Below are 15,759 nucleotides of genomic sequence, written 5' to 3'. Positions count from 1 at the left end.
TATCGCTTCCCAAGCCGGTATCCGGCTTCTGCTTTCTTTGCCCGCAGTGCATCGGCTCTGTACAGTGCACCTCTTAGCTAAGGAGGTATTATCCGATTGCAGAACAAAGATAGAGTGAGGTAAGAGGTTGATTTACAGTTGATTCCAATAATTCCGGTAATTCCTTGTATTCCTTATGTAATTCCGGAAATGCGGGTTGAATTCCGATTATTCAGTTTAAAAATCACATTTATGGGGACACAATTTCCTGACTACCAGCAGATGATTATGCAGGCGTATGAGCATAAGAAAGTAAAAAATACGTTACCCTATGGTTTGAAGCATCTAACTCCCGCCAATGTCAAAGAGGAATGCATAAAAAGATGTACCAGAGCTGTATCTAAAAGAGATGAAAAGATTATCAGGGATTTTTGTGCAGATGTAGATGAATCCAGGAATTGTTATGCTGTTATTCAACGATGTGATAGAGATAAATTCAAGCCACTTGTCAATTATTTGAAGGGCAAGTCTGAAAAAACAGATGTGAAGAATATAGAACTGCTTGCATGGTTAATAGATTTTAATGGTAGGCCATGGGAGTATGGAAAGAATATTTCCTATGAGCAGTGTTTAGATGCGGAATTGTCAGTAGAAACGGACGGGGAGGTCGAAGGGAAACACCAGGTACACAATACCACACCAGCGATTGATAAGGAAACGGAAAAACCGGAAATTCCGGAAAATCCACCGGTTCCTCTTACACTTACCAGCTCCGGAGGAAAAGATAGTGGTGTACTTAATTTGTTGGAAACCAGGAAGAAGGGACTGTTTAAGAGGAAATCTGTCAAAACATTTGCCATCACAGTGATGGCTGCGCTGGTATTGGGTACAGGAGGTCTATGGTCGTGGAATATTATCAACCAGGTACCTGCTACAGGCAGTTGCATGTATTGGAAGGAGGATCATTATGAGCCGATAGGATGTGATCAGAAAGTCTCCAATGCAAGGCTAATTGCGTTGGATACTGTTAGGTTGAAAAATCTAAGGAAAATAACCAGACCTGATACTATTACCTACCAGGCAATAGGAAGGGTTTGGTACTCAAAAATTGCAGGTAAATTGGAGTTTTACACCGCCGGAGGAGAACATCCGGTGGTGTATGATAGGGAGCTGAAACCAGTTTCAGCCTATATTATTGATAAATATATCCGCTCCGGTATAATAATGAAGTAGTGGACGCCTGATTCCCAATCCTTACCGCTATCACGATTACCCCCGCTTACTATTCTTTGGCGTAGTGCCAAACTTTTTCTTAAACGCTTTACTAAAATGCTGTACAGATGAATAGCCCGTTTCCAGCGCAATTTCACTAATGCTTTTTCGCTTTTCTTCAATAGCTGCCGCTGCTATTTCCAGTCGTTTATCTGAGAGATAACCGAAAACTGTGTTGCCGAACATTTCCTTAAAGCCGTTTTTCAGCTTGAATGTATTGATACCCACTATCCGGGCAAGGTCAGTAAGAGTAGGTGGCTCCTCCATATGGTTAAGCAGATACTCCCGTGCGTATAAAATACTTTCTTTATCCGCGGCTGATTTCAGGAATCTACTGGGCTGGATTTGTGTTTTATGATGGGCATCTGCCTGCAGCACCAGTAATTCGAGGCACTTAGAGAACAGGTATATTTGTTTGATGCCGTCCGTATAAGGGCAATTGCGCATCTGTTCAATCGTTTGTACTATAGACCCATCTATATACAAATTCCGTGGCGACAATGTGCAAGGCTTGCCAGTTTGAATATAAGTTCCAAACTGCTGCAATACCTCATTCGAATTTTTCGTTAATTCAATGAATTTCTCGGGCCGGTATTGCACCATAAACGTGACCACGCTGGTATCATGACTCCTGATAGTACCACTGCTTGTTGATGAGTAGAATATGTTGTGCTGGTAGTTACCAAGGGCGAAATCATCCCCGTAAACCGACGTTGCCGTACTGGTATTGCCCCTTAGGTTAAAAAATTGCGTCACCAGGTCGAGGTCGGAATTCCACTCAAAATGCATATCCCGCATCAGGCGGCATTCAGAATAGCCGATGCGTATACCGTCAAACCAGCAGCTTTGAATTTGCCCGGTCATATCCGGTGTGGTAAATCGCAGATTCATTTCCGTGAGGCCAGGGGTATTAATACCTTCTTTAACGACGTTGTTGGAAAACAGCTCGTCAGGAGTGTGGTTATAGGTAAAAGTCTTTTCTTGCATATGAACTAAAATAGTCAATTCAACACAATGGTACCAGAGCTACGTAATTAAAATCCCGGAGGTATAAAAAATAATCCCGCTAATACCACGGAAGAATGCTGACTAAACATTACGCTCTGCTGAACTGCTCTTATGGGAGAGCTGCGCTTTTACTCTTGCCCGCTGTTGTGTCCCAAACTTTAGCAAAGCGTTATATACTGCCTGCGCTTCATAAGCATGCGGCGTTAATGAATAAGAAACAGTAACCGGTCTGGTATTGTTAACCGTTCTTGTAATCAGCAGGTTCTGTTCCAATTCCAGGAGTTCTTTCGCCAGTACTTTTGGAGAAATGCCTACCACTTTCTCCTGCAGGTCTTTAAACCGTTTTGTGCCAAACTCCAGGTGCTGCAGGATGCAAATCTTCCATTTGCCACCCAGCAACTCAATGGCATCTCTTAATGCCAGCCTGGCTTCCCTGCAAAGCTTTTCATCGCCGAATTTGATTGAGATCATGTTTGATAAAGTTACTTTCCTAAAGGTAAGCAATAAGGTGAATGAAACTGGTATACTGTAGTTTTACATCCGGTTAAAACACCTATTATGACAATAACATTAGTAGCCAACATATCGGCCAACGGCAAAGTTTTACTTTCCGAAAACAAACATCATCATGCACCGCAGGAAGCAAGTGCCAGCTTTATCCAGGTGGCTATGGAAGCAGGAAATTTGATTCTGGGTAGAAAAACCCTTGAATTCATCGAGCAACTCCCGGAGGCTGCCAGGGGATTCCTCTCAGATTTAGAAATTGTCTTACTGTCCGGTACCGTACAGCATGCGGGCGCTTATAAAGTAGTTAATAGTCCGCAGGAAGCCATTTCCTATCTACAGGCAAAAGGTTTTAATACAATTGCTATCGGTGGCGGTACTAAAACCTACAATGCATTTTTGAACGCAAACCTGGTAACTGACATCTATTTCAACATCATTCCGGTAATTACAGGCAACGGGGGAGAGCTTGGAACCAATGCTAACCTTGAATCGACTTTTAAGTTGAAAGCGCATAAATTGCTGTCTGATCAAATTGTGCAAATTCATCTGGTTAAGGAGTAAAGCCGTATTTTTTCATCCACTGCATGTAAGGTTCGCGAAAAGCGGACCTTATCCTGTTATTTATCACTTGCACTAAGCGTGTGATCAACACTAAATGGAAAAAATGACTGGCATGCCAGGAGGAATGCTCCGGCACTCCCTACCCAAACGGAGTAATCAAGGGCAGATTTGATACCCAGTGACACGCTCATTGATAAAGCAAATATCATTAATAATACCCCGGTAAGATTAGCCACTATTTTAGTTTTAAACCCCACCAACAGCAAAATGCCGAATGCTATTTCCAGGAAGGTAGCCACATAAGCGCTTAATTTGCTAATGGTTACCGGCAGGAAAAAAGTCAACTGACGGGTATATGCTTCAAAATTCTCCCAATTTCCCCAAGCGGCGTGGTTGCTCCAAAATCCAAGCCGGTCTGCGACTGCTGACAATAATGCTGTAGCTAAAGCTATTCTTAGGTATAGTTGTTGAAACTTACCTTGCGTACTTTTTTTTATTCATGATGATTCCGTTGATGGGGTAAAGCTACCTTTCAATTTGTACAGCATTCTTAAACCAGTTTAAGAATGTTGTAGTTTTATTCATTCTTACCTTAACTTTCTTTTTAGATGATAATACTGAAATAGAAGGCTGTCGTACCACAATGCAAAAAGTAAGCAGCCCGCGGGGAGAAAAAGCGTTTTAAGTTGAAAGTGTTGATAGGTGAATCCCCCAACAATACATCCCATAAAGAAACAACCAATGATCATTACCTTTAGAAAGATGCTTTTATTTAATTGTAGCTGCTGGTCTTTTTGACGGTAAAAGAATAGCTGTGACAGCTCAATTCCTAAGTCTGTGAACAATCCGGTAAGATGAGTCGTTCTAACCACGGATTGGGAAACACGTGTAACCAGTGCATTTTGTAGACCCATCGCAAAAAGGAGTGACACAGATATTATCAGAGAGATGGAAGTATTATGAGGAAATAAATTAGTTGAGATACCAATAACAGAAATAATCATTACCTCGATGGATAAGGGCATTATATAGGAGGTGTGTGATTTATGGTTGGAGGTCCATTCAATAATAAGCCCTGATATAAATGCCCCTAGTAAAAAAAACAGGATGTATATTAAGTAGATCAATGCCATTCTGCTATTTTTTAGAAACAACTGTTCAGAGAAATATGCAAAATGCCCGGTGATATTTGTTGTTAAGGTGCCAACTGCCAGTACGCCGGTAATGTTTACCAATCCTGCAACAAGGGACAAGATAGAAGCCAGTTTGAGGTTATGAGTATATGTTCTTCCTTTTCCTTTGTGTCTAAACATAAAAAAACTTTTAGGTCAATTTAATTTAAACATTATTTTTGTAACTAGTAAATGCGGAAAAACGCTATTTAATAATTGTTAACCTGCATTTAGGAATCCCCAAATTGCATATGAACCTGAATCATGCGTAGAGACTTTTTTTGTTAACCAAATTGATAAAAGCAAGGCATGATTATTAATCAAACATTTATTAGCGACATTAAAACGATTATCACTGATTCACGGGAAATGGCCATTCGGGCTGTCGACCATCAGCGGACGCTTATGTATTGGCATATTGGCAAACGCATATTTGAAGAAGAACAGAAGGGGAAGGAAAGAGCTGATTATGGTGTTTACCTTATCAAGTACCTTTCTGAACAACTTCAACCTGAGTATGGTAGCGGTTACTCAGTCCGACAAATAAATCTCTACCGTCAGTTTTATCGTATGTTTCCAATTGTGCATACACTGTGTGCACAATTGAGTTGGAGTCAGTATAAATTGTTGTTAAGTGTTGATAATGAATCTGAAAGGGACTTTTATATTGCTGAAACGGTAAAAAATAATTGGACAGTAAGGCAGTTAGAACGTCAGATATATAGTAGTTTGTACAATCGCCTTTTACTAAGCAACGATAAAGAAAGTGTGCTCGCAGTGGCAAGAAAAGAGAAAGTACCTTCGGAAGCAAAGGAGATAATTAAGGATCCAATGGTGCTTGAATTCCTTGGTATGAAGCGGGAAGCCTCCTATTATGAGCGCGACCTCGAAAGTGCCATTATCACTCACCTCCAGGATTTCCTATTGGAGCTGGGTAATGGTTTTTCTTTTGTGGCGAGACAGAAACGCATTCATCTTGATGGCGACGAGTTCTATGTAGACCTGGTATGCTATAATCGGTTGCTACGGTGTTTTGTAATCATTGAAATAAAAACACATAAGCTCACACATCAGGACATAGGGCAATTACAGATGTATGTGAATTATTTCGACCGGATGGAAAAGTTGACAGATGAAAACGCTACCATAGGTATCTTGCTTTGTGCCAGTAAAAATGATACAGTAGTAAAATTTACTTTGCCGGAAGGTCAAAAGCAAATTATTGCAAGCCAGTATGAGCTTTACCTTCCAACTGAGAAGCAGTTATTAGAAGAGGTGAATAGGGAGCTGGAGATTTTCGAAGAAAGAGGTGAAATGAGTAGTCATCTGGATAATAAATAAATGGCTTTTTAAGGTTTAAGGCATCTGGCAAAGGCTATATGGCTTTAAAGCCTCCTGGCACGGGCTTAGCACCAAATCAGCCCTTTCAGACCAATTTCTTTATTTTCTTGAATAGACTTTGTGGACTTCCCGCAGGTACTTTCGCACTTTTGTTTCAGTTTCGTGCGGATATACAAAATTAAGTCTGTCTGCTACGGCTGTGCCCAACTGATGAATGATGTCAGCATAGGCAAACAGTGCGCGCCAGTTATCAAGGATGTCCGCACCCGAAAAAGTACTTTGTATGGCACGCCATAGCTCGCCGGGAAGGTATTGTGGAAATAAGCGTCCATGTTTGTTGGTGCTTACTTTCCAGTCGTGTAAACAGCCAATGTACCATTCGATGATGGGAACAAGGTAATTGGTGCGCATCATATCTTCCGACATAAACTTTGCATAAAAGATATCTTGTCGTGCGAGGCATTTTGCAACGTAGGTCATGTCCCACCAGGCATCGTTGAGCACTTGGGAAAACCGAGATCCGGTAGGCTGGTGGATAAATGCAGGTGCATAGGAGGGAGGCTGCAGAAGTGCAGTAATGTTGTCTTTGTCGAAGATCACCTGATAGCCAATATCCCAATCTTCCGGCAGCTCATTACCAGAGGCATCTTCCAGGAAATGTGGTACACTATAGAGTTTAAAATCTATTTTCACATGATCCTCGTACAATACCATTTTCATTGCATGGCGGCCTTCAAATACCTCTTCACCCTCTTCTACAGTTGCTATGATAGCGCCGAAACGCTGCAGCCAGGAATTGTTGCTGATATATTTGGCTACGTCCGAACAGATTAGTTCTATATCCAGGTCGCTGAATTCGTCCACGGGGGCATGCGGGTTAACCAAGGAGCTAGTGAGGAGCATGGCCCGGATGTCGGGATTGGCGGAAGCCCAGGCAGTTACTTGTGCCAGTTTTTGGTCTCTGGTATTCATGTGAACAAAACTAAGTAATTCTGTTCAGCTGCAGCTTGCCACAAATCAGCATTTAAACTTTCGCCTTGAAAGTATCAGGCATGCCATGGCCGGTGGTAATAAGTTTAGACAGGCTTTTGCCGGCGAAGTTATTCCAGCCTTGTTCGCAACGGTCGTAGCATTCCAGGTCGGGTGACAATCCCTGATGGATTACTGTCAGTTTATTTCCATTCAGCGTTGGCGTGATATAAAAATGGAGAGTGGTATGGTTCCATTCTGATTGGTTGCTGAGCCATGGCAGATGGCAATCAGTTACCAGCCATGCAATGTGCCAGTCAGGAGCGAAAACGGCTACCCGAAAGGTTACCCAGGTATCGCATGATAAATTTACCGTAAAAGGTTCGTCCAACGCTTGCGTATTGCCGACAACGTTAGTAGCCCACCACCTGTTAACCTGGCATATGGCCTGGAATATGGCATGGGAGGGTTGTTCAACTGTAAAGCTACAGCTGTAGTCATTGGTTTTCATTTTGTTAAGGTTTAAGCGTTATTAGATTTGTTGTTGAGAACAGTTTCTAGTTTCCGGAGCTTATTCTGCCAAAATTTATCAAAATAGGCTATCCATTCCTGCAATTGATTAAATCCATCCTGGTTTAGCAGGCAATACCGTTCCCTGCCGATATCGCGGATAGTGATAAATCCGGATTGTGACAGTATTTTAATATGTTTGGAAACCGCCGGCCTGCTCATCTCAAAATTTTCTGCCAGCTCGTTGATGGTCAGCGTTTCCCGGGATAGCAGATGTAGGATCTCCCTGCGACTGGGATCTGCTATCGTTTGAAATATGTCGGGTGTCATACGGTCTCTTTGTGCAGTAAAGTGGCAATTTCGCCCATGTTTTTCAGCCATCCGCTGTCCATGATGCCGAAAATCAAAGCATTTTTATCCTGGAAGCCAGTATGGCGTAGTTTCAGTTCCGTACCTTTTTCCTTTTCATGAAGTTCCCATTCCACTAATGTGTCTAACGTAATCTCACCGGGGCGGGGACCTCCTTTCCAGCTGTATGTTAATCGTTTGTTAGGCTCTATTTCCAATACCTTACAATATACGATGCCATCAAAATCAAATGCCGGCATTGGACGGGTGCGGAAGGTGAATTCATGCCCGATCTCAGCGCGAAAGTCGTTTGGCATCAACCATTGAGCCAGTAACTCGGATTCTGTAAGGTAAGCCCATACGGCTGCGGGTGCTTGCTGATAAAAGTAAGTATGTTGGATACTATTCATGATATGTAACTTTTAGGTTACTCAAATTTAAGTGTAACTTTTGAGTTACACAAATTTATTTGAATGTTTTGAGTTAAGATGCTGTTTTCGTGGGTAAAACATAATTTGAGGATTCTTAGTAGGAACTAAATTAACTGTAGATAAATGGAGCGAGATACGACCTTAAAGGCTTTTATCAAATAACTCATTGATACGGATATTACTCATGGAGGGTTTTTCTGTAAGTGATCTTGAAGATGAAATTATTTGGACCTGAAAATTGCCGGCATACTACATTTGTTCTTGAAAGGCAGTATAAAATACGGTATCAATAAAAAACAAATTTTGCGTATTAGAGATTACATTTTCATCATGAATATCCTCAAGGATTAAGCCTAATTCCTTGTTGTAATAGTTGTTGGTTGGAGTGCCTCTTCTGTACGTATTTTCAAAACCATTGTATGCTAATAGTTTCTTAACATCTTCGAGATCAACTGGACAGTCGGAAATTATGAAGGGCTGCTTTAATACAGCGGAAAGAGAATCTTCCAATATTAAAAATCCCAAAAACTCATAGGTTGTGCTTGGGAAAAGCAAGTTATGTATTACTACACTGTTAAAAAATTCCAGCCATGTTGCGTAATATATAGCATCGTTAATTTTTATTACGCTTTTAGGGCTATTAATGAAATAAACTTTGGATTCGCCACCCCTTGCTAGATAAATGGCATTTTGGGGAATATGTTCTAATAGGAGGTTGTTTTTTGTGGCATATTTTACTAAGAATTCGGCCTGTTCTTCTTTTGTGATTGCTTTACTTTCGAAATTTCTTTTAACCGTTGTACTTGTGCTAAAGCTTGTGCAAAGGTGATTTCTGGTTGTTGTGCAAGTATCTGTTGTCCCCTCAATGACAATTCCGTCAATGATATTTTTAAGTTTGCTTCTGGTATCATTATCTAACATTTGTGCAAAAATACATAAAATAACCAACATTCAGAATGAGGTAAATGCGAGTGGTAAAATGTTGATTTTTAATTGTTTATTTAAATGTTGATACCGGGTATCGGCGTCGTTCTAACCTAAAAAAAACCTACCTTCGCCACCCATGCGAAAACAATTTCTCTTTAATATCCTCCTTTTCCTGCTCTTCCTTGCAGGCACCTTGCTGGTGATCCATTTTTCCGGTACGCCCGTCAATCCATGGATAGGCCGGTTCTGTCTCCTTGTTTCCTGCCTGCTGCACCTGATCGCTTTCTGGGCTAAGAACTTCGGAAGTGTGAATCACCGGATCATGGTATTCCAATCCTGGTTAGTGATAGGATGCTACGTAACCGCAGGGTTTATCATTTGAGAAATTCATTCTCTCCCTAAAAAATACTTAGTTAAACTTGAAAATACTTAGGATAAAAATCAATATAAAAAGGATTAACTGCACTAGCTGCACCAGGTAAAAACGGGTGGTAATACGGTGCCAACGGCTATTTTCGGGATTAGCTGTGGCAAATAATTGATTAAGTTGTTTCCCGAGTACCCGCCGCAAGCCCAGGCCATTGAATATAACCACCAGTAACAAAATCATCTTAATCCGAAACCATAGCTGCGCCCCCCATACCTGATGCATTTTCGCCATCATGGTTATACCCGACAGCAATATCAATCCCATTCCGATACCCAGGAAACGTTGCAGCCGGTTAAGGAATTTCACCAGTACCTCGCTTTGGTTTAAATCCTCCGGATAAGTTTTGTTGAAAGCTCGAAAAACAATGAAGTCAATGAAGGAAGTGCCGGCCATAAGGGTAATGCCGACTACATGCAACACCAGTGCTGCGTAGTAAATTGACGTACTCATGATGATAGTTTTTTACTCAGCAATTCTTTTTGGGAAACATAGCGTATCGCTATCAGCATTAATAATAAGTCCACACTTACAAACACAATCCGCGATAATGGATCACCACTGCATATATGCGCAATAAGCGCTGAGATCATCGCGATCATAAAGCCGGCATATACCCACTCTTTTACCCGTAAGGGTGTAATAGGTAATAGGAGTACTATTGCACCCAAGACTTTGGCTATCACCAACTCTATCCGGAAATAATCAGGAAACCCAAGCTGCCTTAAATCCTCTGCATGCGTATAAGAAAACCAGGCGCTGAACAATATGAAAAAACTGATAAAAACTTTAGCCAGCCAGTAAAGGGTGCTGTTCGATTTTGTCTGTTCCATAATGAATATATTTACTTCGAAACCGAATTTGTTTCGGTAAATATACTACGTTTTTGAAATAAAATAATGTTTTCGTAGTTTATTTGATAAATTTGTTACGAAACCGAAGTATTATGAATAAGACCGTAGAACTGGTAAACCACTGGGGGAGTTTTGAAGAGAAGCATCCAAATGGAAGCATAGCCGATTTTTGCAGGTATTATCTGGCCCGGCAACAACAAGAGCCTCCGGCCTCCGGGAAACTGGTTGGTGGCGTAGTGCCACCAGTGAAAGCAGGACTACTGATGAAGATAATCGGCAGAATCAGTAAACTGAATATGTCCTACGCCAATATAGCGCTGGAAGGAACAGGACTGCACCAGATTGAGGAGTTTGGAATCCTTCTGACCATCCGCCAGGAGCAATCGCCAAGAAAAACGGAGGTGATATACGCTAACTTATTCGAATTATCCAGTGGTACCGATATGCTTAACAGGCTACAAAAACGTGGCCTGATAAAAGAATATGCCGATAAGGAAGACAAACGCTCAAAAAGAATAGAACTCACCGCCAAAGGAGAAAAAGTAATAAAGGAAAGCAAAGCAAAAATTGAGAAGAACGCAACCATGCTGCTCAATACGCTCACAGACGATGATAAAGACCTTTGTATCCAGTTATTAAAAGAGATAGAAATTAAACTATCTGAACAATGGCAGCGGCATAAAGGAAAATCATTTGATGAAATATATGATGAATTGATGCCGCCACATAAAGGGTAACCCCAGCCTGCACTTTTTTATTTTTTCTTCATCGGACATGTTTTTTATTCGTACTTTTTCAGGAACTTAACGTTAGGAATACCTGCTGGCATCCGGCAACCGTATTAATTACCAATATTTAACCTGAACTTATACTAGCATGCTATCACAAAAAATGAAAGATGCGCTTAACAAACAAATCCTGATGGAAGCGCAGTCATCACAAGCCTACCTGGCCATGGGAAGCTGGGCGGAAATTCAACCAGGCTTAAAAGGTGTAACCAAATTCTTTTACCGCCACAGCGAAGAAGAAAGAATGCATATGCTCAAACTCATCCACTTCGTTAATGAGCGTGGGGGCTTTGCCGTTATTCCGGCCCTGGAACAACCAGTGATGACTTTCGTATCCCTGAAAGCAGCCTTCGAACAATTGTTCAAGCATGAAGTGAAAGTGAGCGAAAGTATCAACGACCTCGTGGAAATCGCCCTGGCCGAAAAGGATTATGCCACCCACAACTTCCTCCAATGGTTTGTAATGGAACAAATGGAAGAAGAACGACTCGCCCGCGACTGTAACGATAAGCTCGAACTTATCGGCGATGATAAGAGCGGATTGTACCTGTTCGATAGAGATATTATGACAATCGACCAGGAATAGTTCAAAAATATTACCAGCGATTAAACAGCTTAATCAATTTTGATTAAGCTGTTTAACCTTTAATAAAACTGTTACCCATGGAAGCAAAAACAAAGAATCCGCAACTTCCAATGTGGATGGAAAAGAAAAGTACCCGAATATTCTTATTAGTTGTCGGCGTATTTTCTTCCATAATGTTCCTGATATCAATATCCTCCCGCTTTTTTGCCGATCCCGGCAGCCATTTGTATAAGATATTCGGAAGTATTGATTGTACAATCCAAAACCTATTGATAGCTTTCAGTACCTTGCTGACCAGCTATCAGATTAATAAACTGCGAAAACAGAAACAAATACAGGAAATAGATCAAATAGGAAGCTGAAGTGCCCAGATGCTTATCTACTGCATTTACCCGATAGTCCGTTACTATCGGGTTTTTTTATGCCCCACAGGACAGAGCAGGATAGTAGAAATCAGGATAGAAGTATATTTCGAGTTGAAAAGTAGTCCGGTCAAATGCACAACGATAAATCGCAGCAGATAGTAAATGTAGAATGAGAGACATTGTCAACACACAACTGAACCCGGGCTATACTTTGCTCCTTATTCACGGAAAACCAAACAGATAGAATTACTGGTCAACTGGTATAATCTCTCCGACAAAACCGGAGCTGGCCATCTTATCGACCAATCACTAAATATAAGTCCAAGTTATGAGAACAAGTGCTTGCCACCATTCCAACACGGGTGCCCGTCTTATTACAGTCTTCAAGTCTTTCCGACGACGGGTAATGCAATCACATACTGTTGTGAAATCAACGTTATCACTGCTGGGTGCCATCTGCCTGATGGCCGTAGTTATGCCAACCAACGCTGTCGCCAGCATCCGTCAGCAACTGACGCCCATCGTTATCCACATCCAGGATACCACCAGCATGCCGCTTCCCGGCGCCTCGGTGATGATCGGTAAATCCGAAAGAAGAGGATTAACCGGCGGTGATGGTACGATCACCCTCAGCGTTGCTGCCGGAGAAACTATCGCAGTAACCTTTATCGGGTACGATACCAAACAGGTCCCCGTTACAGAAGATGTAATCCGTCGCAAATCTATCACTATCCACCTGTCGTCCAAACAATCCCAACTCAACGATATCGTAGTAGTGGGTTATGGTACCCAGAAAAAAAGTGATGTAACCGGTGCACTCTCCCGTATCACCGCAGAAACCATCCAGGAACGTCCTGTTACCAACGTGGCACAGGCCCTCCAGGGTAAGGCCTCGGGTATGAATGTGGCCACCAACATGCGCCCGGGTGAAGTACCGAGTATTCGTATCCGTGGTACCCGTAGCCAGAACGCCTCCAACGAGCCACTCTACGTGATCGACGGGGTCCCTGTAGTCAGCGCCCTCGGCGTCACCTCCTTCTCCATCAATGACCTCAATCCAAATGATATCGCCTCGGTGGAAATCCTCAAAGATGCTTCCGCGACGGCCATCTACGGTTCCAGGGGCGCCAACGGGGTAATCCTCGTGAGCACCAAAAAAGGCTCCAAAGGAAAGGTATCACTTAACCTCGCTACCAACGTATCGCTGGATAGCTATAAAAACCTCACCGACTGGATGACAGGCGGTGAATACATCGATCGTATCCGTTATGGTCTTATCAATGGCCGCCGCTACCAGGCCGGCAGCCCGGCAGACCTCACCGTAGCACCGCAGAAATGGTATGCTGATCCACACCTGGACAGTCTCGCATTTCCTGCTTCCGGCATTACCAACAACTATGCTGAGCTGCTCGCCGCCACCATGAAAGGTTATGAATGGAACAACGACGGTACGGTAAAAATGCGCCAGACCACCGCGGAAGAAAAAGCCCTCGGCTGGCCAGAGATGATCCCCGTATACAACTCCGCTAACATCCCTACCTACAACTGGAGAGATGCAGCTTCCCGTACCGGTGTCACACAAAACTATCAGCTGTCGCTGTCCGCAGGTTCGGAAACGGCTAAACTCTATATGTCTGTAGGCTACAACAAACAAAACGGCGTACAGAAAGACCAGGACTTCGAACGTTTCAACCTCAATCTCAATGGGGATGTAGTAGCAAACAAGTGGTTCACGATGGGCGTGTCTGTTATCGCCAGCATGTCCACCCAAAACTTTGGTATCTCCACAAACAGTGGTAATACAGGAGCGAAAGACCTGTACGGCCGCGCCACCACGCAGTTCCCATGGGCATTCCCGTACGACAGCAACGGCGTTGCTATCCGCAACCCGGGTGGTAACCTCAATACCTGGAACCCGCTGATAGATATTGACCAGTCGATTAATGAAAGACGCTCTTCTTCCATTATGTCCAATGTTTATTCAGAGGTTAAACTGGCCCCTGGGCTAAAATACCGGGTGAACTTCGGCGCACAGATGCGTAACTTCCGCAATGGCGCCTGGACAGGCCCTAACGTAACCGGTCACCTCAGTCAGCGCGCCAACACCGCCTCCTATGCCAGGGAAGAAAACTTCTCCTGGGTGGTGGAAAACCTGCTGACCTACGATAAATCTTTTAATAAAAACCATAACCTGGGAATCACCCTTCTGCAATCCGCACAGAAATCAAGGAAGGAGAATACGAGCACCAGTGTAGGCGGCGTAGTTATACCACTGAGTATGTGGTACGACCTGGGCTCCAACACACAAGGTAATCCCGGCATCGGTACCGGCTTTACCGAAAATACACTCAGCTCATTCATGGGTAGAATCAATTATACCCTCATGAATAAATACCTGCTGACAGCCTCCGGCCGTTACGACGGCTCCTCCGTGCTGGCGCCGGCCAACAAATGGGAGTTCTTCCCCTCTTTTGCGCTCGCCTGGAAAATGCAGGAAGAAAACTGGATCCGCAACATCAGCTGGATCAATGAGCTCAAACCTCGTGTAGGCTATGGCGTTACTGGTAACTCCTCCGTGGCACCATATACTACCAGTGGTCCGCTCGACAGGGCCAGCTACTCCTGGGGCTCCACACCGGCCATAGGCTACCTGCCGCTGACCGCGCAAAACCCGGATATGAGCTGGGAGAAAACCGCGCAAATCAACGCCGGTATCGACTTCGCCGTGCTGAACAGCCGCATCTCCGGTTCTGTTGAATACTACAATCAGCAAACTTCTGACCTCTTGTTTTCCAGAGACCTGAACGCTGTAGGCGGTTACGTTAGTAAACTGATGAACATCGGTAAATCAAGGAATAAAGGATGGGAAGTAACAATCAATACTGATAATATCCGCACCAAAAACTTTACCTGGAGCACCAACCTTACCTGGTCTACCAACCACGAAGAAATTGTGGAGCTGATCAATGGTAAACAGGATATGGTGGCACAACGCCTTTTCATAGGTCAGCCATGGCAGGTATTCTACCAACTGCAGGATGCCGGCATCTGGAGTAACAGTAAAGAAGATCTGGAAGAGATGGCCAAGTTCAAATCTATTGGTGGCCTCGATTTCAAACCAGGTACCGTAAGGGTGGTGGACCAGAACGGTGACCATAAAATCGACGCGGCCGACTACGTAATCCGTGGCACCGCGCGCCCTAAATGGTACGGCGGCATCACCAATACCTTTACTTATAAGGGCTGGTCGCTGAGCTCCTTCATCTATGCCCGTGTAGGACAAACTTACTTCGGCGGTTATCCGGGTGTATTCGGCAGAAACGAAACCAACCTCTGGAGCTGGGATAACCAGGCTGGCCGTTGGCCGCTGCCTATCCTGGGCGCTACCGGCGTTACCAATATCGAATCCGCCATGCAGTACTATAACGGTTCCTTCGCAGCAGTAAGAAATATTTCACTTTCCTACGACCTGCCTGAGCGTGTGATCAACAGACTAAAAATGAAAAATATTCAGGTAAACGTGCAGGTGCTGAACCCATTCATTTTCGGTGGCGATATAGTAAAGATGGGACTCAATCCGGATGATGAAACCAACTGGCAATCAGAATCGCAGGCCAACTCCTTCTTCACCAGCCCGGTGGGCGGACAAAACAACAATACCATCCTGCCACGCAGTATCGTATTTGGGGTACGTGCAGCATTCTAATCCTTAAC

Annotated in this window: 19 protein-coding genes; 8 read left to right on the top strand and 11 right to left on the bottom strand. The window is 43.5% G+C overall.

Annotated features, from left to right (window positions below; genetic code table 11):
• Positions 1-231 precede the first annotated feature (231 nt).
• Complete coding sequence (locus BUB18_RS05340; protein WP_073078821.1) at positions 232-1,212, top strand: hypothetical protein; 981 nt, start codon at positions 232-234, stop codon at positions 1,210-1,212.
• Positions 1,213-1,248: 36 nt separating this feature from the next.
• On the opposite strand, the gene BUB18_RS05335 is transcribed toward BUB18_RS05340, so the two are convergent.
• Both BUB18_RS05335 and BUB18_RS05330 read right to left on the bottom strand, forming a co-directional pair.
• On the bottom strand, positions 1,249-2,238 hold the full coding sequence (locus BUB18_RS05335) for a helix-turn-helix domain-containing protein (RefSeq protein WP_073078819.1): 990 nt from the start codon (positions 2,236-2,238) through the stop codon (positions 1,249-1,251).
• Positions 2,239-2,340: 102 nt separating this feature from the next.
• Positions 2,341-2,730: a winged helix-turn-helix transcriptional regulator gene (locus BUB18_RS05330; protein ID WP_073078817.1), complete on the bottom strand. Its 390-nt coding sequence runs from the start codon at positions 2,728-2,730 to the stop codon at positions 2,341-2,343.
• 87 nt (positions 2,731-2,817) lie between these two features.
• Here BUB18_RS05330 and BUB18_RS05325 point away from each other — a divergent pair, with 87 nt between their 5' ends.
• The gene (locus BUB18_RS05325; protein WP_073078815.1) at positions 2,818-3,327 is read left to right on the top strand and encodes a dihydrofolate reductase family protein; all 510 of its coding nucleotides are present in this window, start codon (positions 2,818-2,820) and stop codon (positions 3,325-3,327) included.
• Positions 3,328-3,383: 56 nt separating this feature from the next.
• On the opposite strand, the gene BUB18_RS05320 is transcribed toward BUB18_RS05325, so the two are convergent.
• Together BUB18_RS05320 and BUB18_RS05315 are read right to left on the bottom strand one after the other, a co-directional pair.
• Positions 3,384-3,779, bottom strand: coding sequence for a DoxX family membrane protein (locus BUB18_RS05320; RefSeq protein WP_083549399.1), 396 nt, complete (start codon positions 3,777-3,779; stop codon positions 3,384-3,386).
• Between the two features lie 135 nt (positions 3,780-3,914).
• On the bottom strand, positions 3,915-4,640 hold the full coding sequence (locus BUB18_RS05315) for a YoaK family protein (protein WP_073078811.1): 726 nt from the start codon (positions 4,638-4,640) through the stop codon (positions 3,915-3,917).
• A gap of 168 nt (positions 4,641-4,808) precedes the next feature.
• Here BUB18_RS05315 and BUB18_RS05310 point away from each other — a divergent pair, with 168 nt between their 5' ends.
• Positions 4,809-5,840 carry a PDDEXK nuclease domain-containing protein gene (locus tag BUB18_RS05310; protein WP_073078809.1) on the top strand — a complete coding sequence of 344 codons (1,032 nt, stop codon included), beginning with the start codon at positions 4,809-4,811 and terminating at the stop codon, positions 5,838-5,840.
• A gap of 99 nt (positions 5,841-5,939) precedes the next feature.
• Here the strand turns inward: BUB18_RS05310 and BUB18_RS05305 are convergent, their stop codons facing one another.
• The 5 genes from BUB18_RS05305 to BUB18_RS05285 all read right to left on the bottom strand — a co-directional run bounded on the left by BUB18_RS05305 (position 5,940) and on the right by BUB18_RS05285 (position 9,049).
• Entirely contained in the window at positions 5,940-6,812 is an 873-nt protein-coding gene (locus BUB18_RS05305) for an AadS family aminoglycoside 6-adenylyltransferase (protein ID WP_073078808.1), read from the bottom strand.
• A gap of 52 nt (positions 6,813-6,864) precedes the next feature.
• Positions 6,865-7,320, bottom strand: a complete 456-nt coding sequence (locus BUB18_RS05300) for an SRPBCC family protein (protein ID WP_073078806.1) — start codon at positions 7,318-7,320, stop codon at positions 6,865-6,867.
• Between the two features lie 11 nt (positions 7,321-7,331).
• The gene (locus tag BUB18_RS05295; protein ID WP_073078803.1) at positions 7,332-7,649 is read right to left on the bottom strand and encodes an ArsR/SmtB family transcription factor; all 318 of its coding nucleotides are present in this window, start codon (positions 7,647-7,649) and stop codon (positions 7,332-7,334) included.
• On the bottom strand, positions 7,646-8,077 hold the full coding sequence (locus BUB18_RS05290; RefSeq protein WP_073078801.1) for an SRPBCC family protein: 432 nt from the start codon (positions 8,075-8,077) through the stop codon (positions 7,646-7,648). Before BUB18_RS05290 ends, BUB18_RS05295 begins: the two co-directional genes overlap by 4 nt.
• Positions 8,078-8,347: 270 nt before the next feature.
• Positions 8,348-9,049, bottom strand: coding sequence for a putative polyvalent protein kinase domain-containing protein (locus BUB18_RS05285; RefSeq protein WP_073078800.1), 702 nt, complete (start codon positions 9,047-9,049; stop codon positions 8,348-8,350).
• Between the two features lie 112 nt (positions 9,050-9,161).
• Between BUB18_RS05285 and BUB18_RS05280 the strand changes: the two genes are divergently transcribed.
• Positions 9,162-9,407 (top strand): hypothetical protein, encoded by a 246-nt coding sequence (locus BUB18_RS05280; RefSeq protein ID WP_073078798.1) that lies wholly within the window; start codon positions 9,162-9,164, stop codon positions 9,405-9,407.
• 27 nt (positions 9,408-9,434) lie between these two features.
• Here the strand turns inward: BUB18_RS05280 and BUB18_RS05275 are convergent, their stop codons facing one another.
• Both BUB18_RS05275 and BUB18_RS05270 read right to left on the bottom strand, forming a co-directional pair.
• Positions 9,435-9,905 (bottom strand): hypothetical protein, encoded by a 471-nt coding sequence (locus tag BUB18_RS05275; protein WP_073078797.1) that lies wholly within the window; start codon positions 9,903-9,905, stop codon positions 9,435-9,437.
• The gene (locus tag BUB18_RS05270; RefSeq protein ID WP_073078796.1) at positions 9,902-10,285 is read right to left on the bottom strand and encodes a DoxX family protein; all 384 of its coding nucleotides are present in this window, start codon (positions 10,283-10,285) and stop codon (positions 9,902-9,904) included. The genes BUB18_RS05275 and BUB18_RS05270 overlap by 4 nt, the downstream gene beginning before the upstream one ends.
• Before the next feature lie 113 nt (positions 10,286-10,398).
• Between BUB18_RS05270 and BUB18_RS05265 the strand changes: the two genes are divergently transcribed.
• The 4 genes from BUB18_RS05265 (at position 10,399) to BUB18_RS05250 (ending at position 15,751) form a co-directional block, all read left to right on the top strand.
• Positions 10,399-11,043: a MarR family winged helix-turn-helix transcriptional regulator gene (locus tag BUB18_RS05265; RefSeq protein WP_073078795.1), complete on the top strand. Its 645-nt coding sequence runs from the start codon at positions 10,399-10,401 to the stop codon at positions 11,041-11,043.
• A 139-nt stretch (positions 11,044-11,182) separates the two neighbouring features.
• Positions 11,183-11,680: a ferritin gene (locus BUB18_RS05260; protein ID WP_073078794.1), complete on the top strand. Its 498-nt coding sequence runs from the start codon at positions 11,183-11,185 to the stop codon at positions 11,678-11,680.
• Positions 11,681-11,757: 77 nt separating this feature from the next.
• Complete coding sequence (locus BUB18_RS05255; RefSeq protein WP_073078793.1) at positions 11,758-12,042, top strand: hypothetical protein; 285 nt, start codon at positions 11,758-11,760, stop codon at positions 12,040-12,042.
• 427 nt (positions 12,043-12,469) lie between these two features.
• Complete coding sequence (locus BUB18_RS05250; RefSeq protein ID WP_178372091.1) at positions 12,470-15,751, top strand: SusC/RagA family TonB-linked outer membrane protein; 3,282 nt, start codon at positions 12,470-12,472, stop codon at positions 15,749-15,751.
• Positions 15,752-15,759: the final 8 nt, after the last annotated feature.

The organism is Chitinophaga jiangningensis (assembly GCF_900142605.1).
In the GTDB taxonomy this organism is placed as follows: Bacteria; Bacteroidota; Bacteroidia; order Chitinophagales; family Chitinophagaceae; genus Chitinophaga; species Chitinophaga jiangningensis.
This window is presented reverse-complemented; position numbering and strand designations above follow the sequence as displayed.

Bases quoted from the DNA above. Each gene is read 5' to 3' on its own strand.
- BUB18_RS05270 (WP_073078796.1), bottom strand. From the start codon at position 10,285: ATGGAACAGACAAAATCGAACAGCACCCTTTACTGGCTGGCTAAAGTT.
- BUB18_RS05325 (WP_073078815.1), top strand. From the start codon at position 2,818: ATGACAATAACATTAGTAGCCAACATATCGGCCAACGGCAAAGTTTTA.
- BUB18_RS05335 (WP_073078819.1), bottom strand. From the start codon at position 2,238: ATGCAAGAAAAGACTTTTACCTATAACCACACTCCTGACGAGCTGTTT.
- BUB18_RS05315 (WP_073078811.1), bottom strand. From the start codon at position 4,640: ATGTTTAGACACAAAGGAAAAGGAAGAACATATACTCATAACCTCAAA.
- BUB18_RS05290 (WP_073078801.1), bottom strand. From the start codon at position 8,077: ATGAATAGTATCCAACATACTTACTTTTATCAGCAAGCACCCGCAGCC.
- BUB18_RS05265 (WP_073078795.1), top strand. From the start codon at position 10,399: ATGAATAAGACCGTAGAACTGGTAAACCACTGGGGGAGTTTTGAAGAG.
- BUB18_RS05260 (WP_073078794.1), top strand. From the start codon at position 11,183: ATGCTATCACAAAAAATGAAAGATGCGCTTAACAAACAAATCCTGATG.
- BUB18_RS05255 (WP_073078793.1), top strand. From the start codon at position 11,758: ATGGAAGCAAAAACAAAGAATCCGCAACTTCCAATGTGGATGGAAAAG.
- BUB18_RS05305 (WP_073078808.1), bottom strand. From the start codon at position 6,812: ATGAATACCAGAGACCAAAAACTGGCACAAGTAACTGCCTGGGCTTCC.
- BUB18_RS05340 (WP_073078821.1), top strand. From the start codon at position 232: ATGGGGACACAATTTCCTGACTACCAGCAGATGATTATGCAGGCGTAT.
- BUB18_RS05295 (WP_073078803.1), bottom strand. From the start codon at position 7,649: ATGACACCCGACATATTTCAAACGATAGCAGATCCCAGTCGCAGGGAG.
- BUB18_RS05275 (WP_073078797.1), bottom strand. From the start codon at position 9,905: ATGAGTACGTCAATTTACTACGCAGCACTGGTGTTGCATGTAGTCGGC.
- BUB18_RS05280 (WP_073078798.1), top strand. From the start codon at position 9,162: ATGCGAAAACAATTTCTCTTTAATATCCTCCTTTTCCTGCTCTTCCTT.
- BUB18_RS05310 (WP_073078809.1), top strand. From the start codon at position 4,809: ATGATTATTAATCAAACATTTATTAGCGACATTAAAACGATTATCACT.
- BUB18_RS05300 (WP_073078806.1), bottom strand. From the start codon at position 7,320: ATGAAAACCAATGACTACAGCTGTAGCTTTACAGTTGAACAACCCTCC.
- BUB18_RS05330 (WP_073078817.1), bottom strand. From the start codon at position 2,730: ATGATCTCAATCAAATTCGGCGATGAAAAGCTTTGCAGGGAAGCCAGG.
- BUB18_RS05285 (WP_073078800.1), bottom strand. From the start codon at position 9,049: ATGTTGGTTATTTTATGTATTTTTGCACAAATGTTAGATAATGATACC.